The sequence below is a fragment of the Methylacidimicrobium tartarophylax genome (assembly GCF_902143375.2).
GTDB lineage: Bacteria > Verrucomicrobiota > Verrucomicrobiia > Methylacidiphilales > Methylacidiphilaceae > Methylacidimicrobium > Methylacidimicrobium tartarophylax.
Map to the genome: position 1 here is coordinate 1 of NZ_CABFVA020000128.1, position 5511 is coordinate 5511.

The following is a 5511-nucleotide window of genomic DNA, read 5'->3' on the forward strand; positions in this document are numbered from 1 at the left end:
AAAGGCCCGGAAAGCGGGAGACCCGAGCAGGCAGGCCCTAAGGAAGAAAGTGAACGCTGAACAAAGCCTCGAAGCCGGCAATGCGGACGCCGAGTTCGTGTGGACGAAGCGAAGGCCGATGTTTCCCTGGGAAGGAGAGCAATACGCGCACTGGGGAGAGCTGACCTTGCCCCTGAAAAACGTACTCCATAGCTGAGGCTGAAAATGTATCCATGGAGCACGAAAGATGAGCAAGACAGATCAAGGGCAGCACCGAGCGCGGTACACACTGGAGTTCAAGATGGAGGCCGTTCGGCTGGTCAAGGCCGGGCAGGAAGCGTCGGTGACGGCGCGCGTGCTGGGCATGCCCAAGCAGACGCTGAGCAACTGGGTTCGGCTGGCCGAGAAGGGCGAGCTGCTGGTGCTTACCTTGGTCATCAACTGGAAAAAAACCAGCAGGGATCAGGCGCCGTCTATAAGTTCACCGTGCGCATGGACAACGGGTCCTATCAAACATTGACGCAAAGCATGAGTGACAATTTTCAAGTGGGCGAGCGGGTGCGCATACATAAATGGTGCGCTCATGCGCCCCTGACTTTTTTCGCAACGCCAAGGTGGCAATAGCGCCATTGGCGTGCGCATCTTGTCTTGCGGGGCCAGCTAGCGTTTGTTGCCCCCGACGGCCAGGAGAACCCCGCCTGCCACGATCGCTCCGATGCCCGACCAGATCGGGATGTTGACCGTTTGCTTTTCCTTGACCGACAGTTCGAGCGGTCCCAGCTTGGCCTCATGGGTCTGCTTAGTGTAACTAAAGCCCCCATACACCAAAGCCAAGACTCCCGCGAGGATCAGGGCAAGTGCTGCAATGCGAAGTGGGTTCATGACGTCTCCTGTTATTCAAATACCGACCGGCTTCTTGGAGAGGAGCCGGTCGCGTGCCTTTTCCGCGCATTGACGACGTTTCACCACACCGCGCGAATGAACGCTCAAACAGTCTTTGATCAAATTCGACGCCGTCAAGAACGTCGGCCTTGAATGACGTTGAGCAGAATCATCACGATCGCAATGATCAAGAGCACATGGATGAATCCCCCCATCGTGTACGACGTGACAAGGCCAAGAAGCCACAATACAACCAAAATAACCGCGATTGTCCAGAGCATTAGTCTTCTCCTTCTAAAACGATCTGAGGCTTCAATAATCTAGGGAACCTCTGCAAAAATCATCCCATTGACTGGCTCACGCGTTGAATGCAGATGAAACAAATCAGCCTTGCCACGACCGGATTTGAGCTTGCGATCAAGCGCACACGCAAGCGGGAATTTCTCGATGAGATGGACCAAGTGATTCCTTGGCCGGAACTGCTCGCGTTGATCGCCCCGCATGCGCCCAGCGGCAAGACCGGGCGTCCGCCGTTCGCCCCCGAGGTGATGCTGCACATTCACCTGCTGCAGCAGTTCTTCGGACACTCCGATCCGGCGATGGAAGAAGCCCTGCACGACATCCCGCTGTACCGCGAATTTGCCCGGCTCGACGTGGGCATGACGCGCCTGCCCGACGAGAGCACCATCTTGCGGTTTCGTCACCTGCTCGAAGCGCATGACCTGGGCCTGCAGATCCTCGCCGCCGTCAACGCCCATCTGTCGCAGCGGGGCCTGCTGCTCAAGACCGGCACCGTGGTCGATGCCACGCTGATTGCCGCGCCCAGTTCGACCAAGAATGCCCAGGGAGAACGCGACCCCGAGATGCACCAGACCAAGAAAGGCAACCAGTGGCACTTTGGCATGAAAGCCCACATCGGCGTGGACGCGGACAGTGGCCTGGTGCACACGGTGCTGGGCACGGCCGCCAACGCGCATGATGTGACGCAGGCCGGCGCCTTGCTCCATGGCCAGAAGACGGACGTCTTTGGCGACTCGGGCTACCGTGGCGTGCACAAGCGCGAGGAGGTGATCCAAACCCATCCCGACGTCGCTTGGCATGTGGCCATGATGCCAGGCAAGCGCAAGGCGCTGGACAAGACCACGCCGATGGGCGGGATTCTGGACGCCTTGGAGAAGACCAAGGCGCGCATCCGGGCCAAGGTCGAGCACCCGTTTCGGGTCATCAAATGTCAGTTCGGACATCGCAAGACCCGCTATCGCGGCCTGGCCAAGAACACCCATCAACTGCAGGTGCTGTTTGCGCTGTCCAACCTGTGGATGGTGCGCAAGCGGATTTTGCAGGGCGCTGCGGGATGAGTGCGTCTGCAATCCGGGCAAAGGCCAAAAAACCGGCCAAATCGGGCCAAAACAGCCCGAAATCGGCTCGATATTCAACGCTGATTTCACGATGTGAAGAGGCGCGCATCGACTCGCGTTTCGGCGCGGGTTGTGCAGACCTTCCCTAGTTCTTCTTGAACCATAAATCACTCGCCTTACGTTGCCACTCGGCGATTTGTTCTTCGGCTTTGTCCTTGGCTACGCCGTAGCGTTCCTGGATCTTTCCGGCGAGTTGCTCGCGGCGACCCGCCACGACATTGAGATCATCATCTGTCAACTTCCCCCACTGCTCCTTGGCTTTCCCGGATAGTTGTTTCCAGTTGCCTTGAATTTGGTCCCAGTTCATTTCACTGTCCTCTCATGATTGCGGTGGGAAACGCGCCTTGGTTGGATGTCGAAAGGGCGTGCAATCCTTATTATTTTAGTGTAAATCCAGGCCTATTGTCAGAAATTATGTCGCCGAAGTTTCAACACGATCCCATGGCAGGTCATGATGACGACGACACTCGGCGGCATGGCGGTCTTCGGCATCAACGGTTTCATCATGTGCCCCACCATTGCGGCCATGTTCATCGCGGTCTGGCACATCGACGGAACAGCGCGTGCCGGCGCAACCCCCTAGCCCGCGCCTTGGGTCTATCAGGGGAGTTTGCCTTACAGCCAGTACTCCCACGCCCGCGCGAAAATTTCTCGAATCCTCTCGCTGAGCGGGCGGTGCTCCCATTGAGCGAGCGTGATCGCGTTGGAAGCCGCCAGATCCTTGTCGAACATCGCCTGCACCTGATTGCCGAAATCGACTCCCAATACCACCGCATTCACCTCGTAGTTGTGCAGGAAGCTGCGCCAGTCGAGATTGGTCGATCCAACGGTGGCCCACACACCATCGACCAGCGCCACCTTGGAGTGCAGGATAACCCCGCGGCGCTCGTAAATCTTCACCCCTGCTCGAAGCAACTGTCCGTAGTAGCTGCGTCCGGCGTAGAACACCAGCCACGAGTCTGTCTGGCTGGGCAAGGTCAGAGGCGTTCAAAATATTAGTCTAAAAACCGCTTCCATTGGTCGGACGTACTGGGAGCACCTCAATTTCCGACCCAAACGCAGGGAGGTTTAGCCTGATGCCTTCTCATGGCGCTCATTCAAGCACGAACGAGCCGATAATTGTCTGCCCAAACTGCAAGACCGAGATCAAGCTCACCGAGTCGCTTGCGGCTCCGCTTATCGAGGCAACAAAGCTGCAATACGAACAGAAGATAGCCCAAAAGGAAGCCGATGTTGCGAATCGCGAAACCGCGATCCGCGTGCAGCAGGAAGAGATTACCAAGGCACAGCATTCCATTGACGAGCAAGTCACTGAAAAACTGAAGACCGAACGGGAGAAGATTTCCGCAGACGAAGCCAAAAAGGCCCGGCTTCTTATTGGAGCCAACCTCGAACAGAAGGCTCAGGAACTAGCGGACCTGCAAGAGGTCCTCAAGGAACGGGACAGCAAGTTGGCGGAAGCGCAGAAGGCCCAAGCCGAACTAATCCGCAAACAGCGCGAGCTAGACGACGCTAAGCGCGAAATGGAGCTGACCATCGAAAAGAGAGTTCAGGAATCTCTGGTCGTGGTTCGGGACAAGGCCAAGAGCGAGGCCGAGGAAGGACTCAAACTCAAGGTGTCGGAGAAGGAAGAGCAGATTGCCTCGATGCAGCGTCAGATCGAAGAGCTGAAGCGCAGGGCGGAACAAGGCTCGCAGCAGCTCCAAGGGGAGGTTCAGGAACTTCAATTGGAATCTCTTCTGCGCCACAAATTTCCGCGCGATACAATCGAACCCGTTCCGAAAGGTGAATTCGGCGGCGACGTGCTCCACCGCGTAAGCGGCCCGCAGGGCCAGCATTGCGGTACGATCTTATGGGAATCCAAGCGGACCAAGAACTGGAGCGATACCTGGCTGACGAAGCTCCGGGATGACCAGCGCGCGGCGAAAGCGGAAATCGCTCTGATCGTGTCGCAGGCACTTCCCAAAGGGGTCGAGACTTTCGACCTCGTCGACGGCGTGTGGGTCACAGAATCCCGCTGCGCGATCCCCGTTGCGATGGCTCTTCGACAGTCCTTGATCGATCTTTCGGCCGCCCGCCATGCTGGCGAGGGGCAACAGACCAAGATGGAAATGGTCTACCAATATCTGACCGGCTCGGGGTTTCGGCACCGCGTTGAAGCCATCGTCGAGAAGTTTTCCGACATGCAATCGGACCTCGACAGAGAACGGAGAACAATGACGCGGCTATGGGCAAAACGTGAGGAGCAGATAAGAGGGGTCATCGAGTCCACGGCGGGCATGTATGGCGACCTTCAAGGAATTGCGGGAAAGACGTTACAGGAGATCGCGGGCTTGGACATTCCCTTGCTCAATGCTCCCAGGTCTGACTCGGCAACGGAGACCTGATGGATGACAAGAAAACAGTTGCCGGCGCACCTAGCGCCGCCGTAGCAGCGGCGCCCAAGCCGGCGGCAGGTGGTGCAACTTCGGCCTCGAGCGGCCCGGCGCATTGTCCCTATCGCCGGACTACTGACCTCTTACAGCGTCTTGCCCCGAACAAGATGCGTATCGGCTTCTTTATTGGGGCCGGTTGTGCGTTGTCTATTCGAGACGCTGACGGAAAGCCGCTGATCCCCGATATTGACGGCCTCACGAAGCAGATCAAAGACTCTCTGGATAAGCACAGTGCTTTAAAGACCTTTGCGCAGACCGCTTGGGATCGCGTGATTGCGCGTGGCATCCCAACTCCGACGGTAGAGGACGTGCTCAGTCACATCCGCACACTCAAGTCTCTTTGCGGCAAAGACGCGAAAAGTGAGGTAGACAGCTTTTCCGCAGATATTCTCGGCAAGCTCGATCTCACTATCTGTGAGCAGGTGCGCACGATCGTCAACAAGCCCCTTCCGACGAGCGATTCACCGTACCATATCCTCGCGAGCTGGATTCAGGCAATTCCGCGCGAAAGGGCGGTGGAGATTTTTACCACCAACTAGGATCTTTTGTTGGAACAGGCGCTCGAAGAGCAGCTTCCCGGGTCAGCCGCCCGCAGCTTCCTTCACGCGCTGGCCAAAGCAGCACCCGTCAAAATCCAAACCATCCTCACCGATAACGGCAAGGAGTTCACTGATCGCGTCTTCGGCCAAGCAGCCAAGGATGCTACCGGAGCGCATGAGTTTGACGCGCTCTGCCAAGCATTGGGCATCGAGCACCGCCTGACCAAGCCGAAGTCTCCTCGCACCAATGGCATGGTG

7 protein-coding genes and 4 pseudogenes are annotated in these 5511 nt (G+C 57.5%); 7 read left to right on the forward strand and 4 right to left on the reverse strand.

Translation table 11 applies throughout. The annotated features are described in order from the left end of the window. Together MAMT_RS11495 and MAMT_RS10995 are read left to right on the forward strand one after the other, a co-directional pair. Nucleotides 1-196: pseudogene (locus MAMT_RS11495) on the forward strand (hypothetical protein); the annotation flags it as partial. A gap of 30 nt (nt 197-226) precedes the next feature. Next, nucleotides 227-397: pseudogene (locus MAMT_RS10995) on the forward strand (transposase); the annotation flags it as partial. Between the two features lie 242 nt (nt 398-639). Here MAMT_RS10995 and MAMT_RS11000 read toward each other — a convergent pair. Both MAMT_RS11000 and MAMT_RS11005 read right to left on the reverse strand, forming a co-directional pair. Beyond that, nucleotides 640-861: a hypothetical protein gene (locus tag MAMT_RS11000; RefSeq protein WP_142661073.1), complete on the reverse strand. Its 222-nt coding sequence runs from the start codon at nt 859-861 to the stop codon at nt 640-642. Between the two features lie 134 nt (nt 862-995). Then, complete coding sequence (locus MAMT_RS11005; protein WP_142661074.1) at nt 996-1142, reverse strand: lmo0937 family membrane protein; 147 nt, start codon at nt 1140-1142, stop codon at nt 996-998. Between the two features lie 93 nt (nt 1143-1235). Between MAMT_RS11005 and MAMT_RS11010 the strand changes: the two genes are divergently transcribed. After that, complete coding sequence (locus tag MAMT_RS11010) at nt 1236-2219, forward strand: IS5 family transposase (protein ID WP_142661075.1); 984 nt, start codon at nt 1236-1238, stop codon at nt 2217-2219. Nucleotides 2220-2364: 145 nt separating this feature from the next. Here the strand turns inward: MAMT_RS11010 and MAMT_RS11015 are convergent, their stop codons facing one another. Next, nucleotides 2365-2586: a CsbD family protein gene (locus tag MAMT_RS11015; protein WP_142661076.1), complete on the reverse strand. Its 222-nt coding sequence runs from the start codon at nt 2584-2586 to the stop codon at nt 2365-2367. Between the two features lie 144 nt (nt 2587-2730). Between MAMT_RS11015 and MAMT_RS11800 the strand changes: the two genes are divergently transcribed. Next, entirely contained in the window at nt 2731-2862 is a 132-nt protein-coding gene (locus tag MAMT_RS11800; RefSeq protein WP_281289124.1) for a hypothetical protein, read from the forward strand. Nucleotides 2863-2894: 32 nt separating this feature from the next. Here the strand turns inward: MAMT_RS11800 and MAMT_RS11020 are convergent. Further along, nucleotides 2895-3260, reverse strand: a pseudogene (locus MAMT_RS11020) (phospholipase D-like domain-containing protein); the annotation flags it as partial. A gap of 95 nt (nt 3261-3355) precedes the next feature. Here MAMT_RS11020 and MAMT_RS11025 point away from each other — a divergent pair. The 3 genes and pseudogenes from MAMT_RS11025 to MAMT_RS11035 all read left to right on the forward strand — a co-directional run. Then, complete coding sequence (locus MAMT_RS11025) at nt 3356-4666, forward strand: DUF2130 domain-containing protein (RefSeq protein WP_142661078.1); 1311 nt, start codon at nt 3356-3358, stop codon at nt 4664-4666. After that, a complete protein-coding gene (locus MAMT_RS11030; RefSeq protein ID WP_142661079.1) occupies nt 4666-5253 on the forward strand; it encodes a hypothetical protein in 588 nt (195 codons plus the stop codon). The genes MAMT_RS11025 and MAMT_RS11030 overlap by 1 nt, the downstream gene beginning before the upstream one ends. 42 nt (nt 5254-5295) lie before the next feature. Then, nucleotides 5296-5511 (forward strand): annotated as a pseudogene (locus MAMT_RS11035) (DDE-type integrase/transposase/recombinase); the annotation flags it as partial.

What these genes read in the sequence shown, in the direction of transcription:
- MAMT_RS11000 (WP_142661073.1), bottom strand. Translation starts at nt 861, where the DNA reads ATGAACCCACTTCGCATTGCAGCACTTGCCCTGATCCTCGCGGGAGTC.
- MAMT_RS11005 (WP_142661074.1), bottom strand. Translation starts at nt 1,142, where the DNA reads ATGCTCTGGACAATCGCGGTTATTTTGGTTGTATTGTGGCTTCTTGGC.
- MAMT_RS11010 (WP_142661075.1), top strand. Translation starts at nt 1,236, where the DNA reads ATGAAACAAATCAGCCTTGCCACGACCGGATTTGAGCTTGCGATCAAG.
- MAMT_RS11015 (WP_142661076.1), bottom strand. Translation starts at nt 2,586, where the DNA reads ATGAACTGGGACCAAATTCAAGGCAACTGGAAACAACTATCCGGGAAA.
- MAMT_RS11800 (WP_281289124.1), top strand. Translation starts at nt 2,731, where the DNA reads ATGATGACGACGACACTCGGCGGCATGGCGGTCTTCGGCATCAACGGT.
- MAMT_RS11025 (WP_142661078.1), top strand. Translation starts at nt 3,356, where the DNA reads ATGCCTTCTCATGGCGCTCATTCAAGCACGAACGAGCCGATAATTGTC.
- MAMT_RS11030 (WP_142661079.1), top strand. Translation starts at nt 4,666, where the DNA reads ATGGATGACAAGAAAACAGTTGCCGGCGCACCTAGCGCCGCCGTAGCA.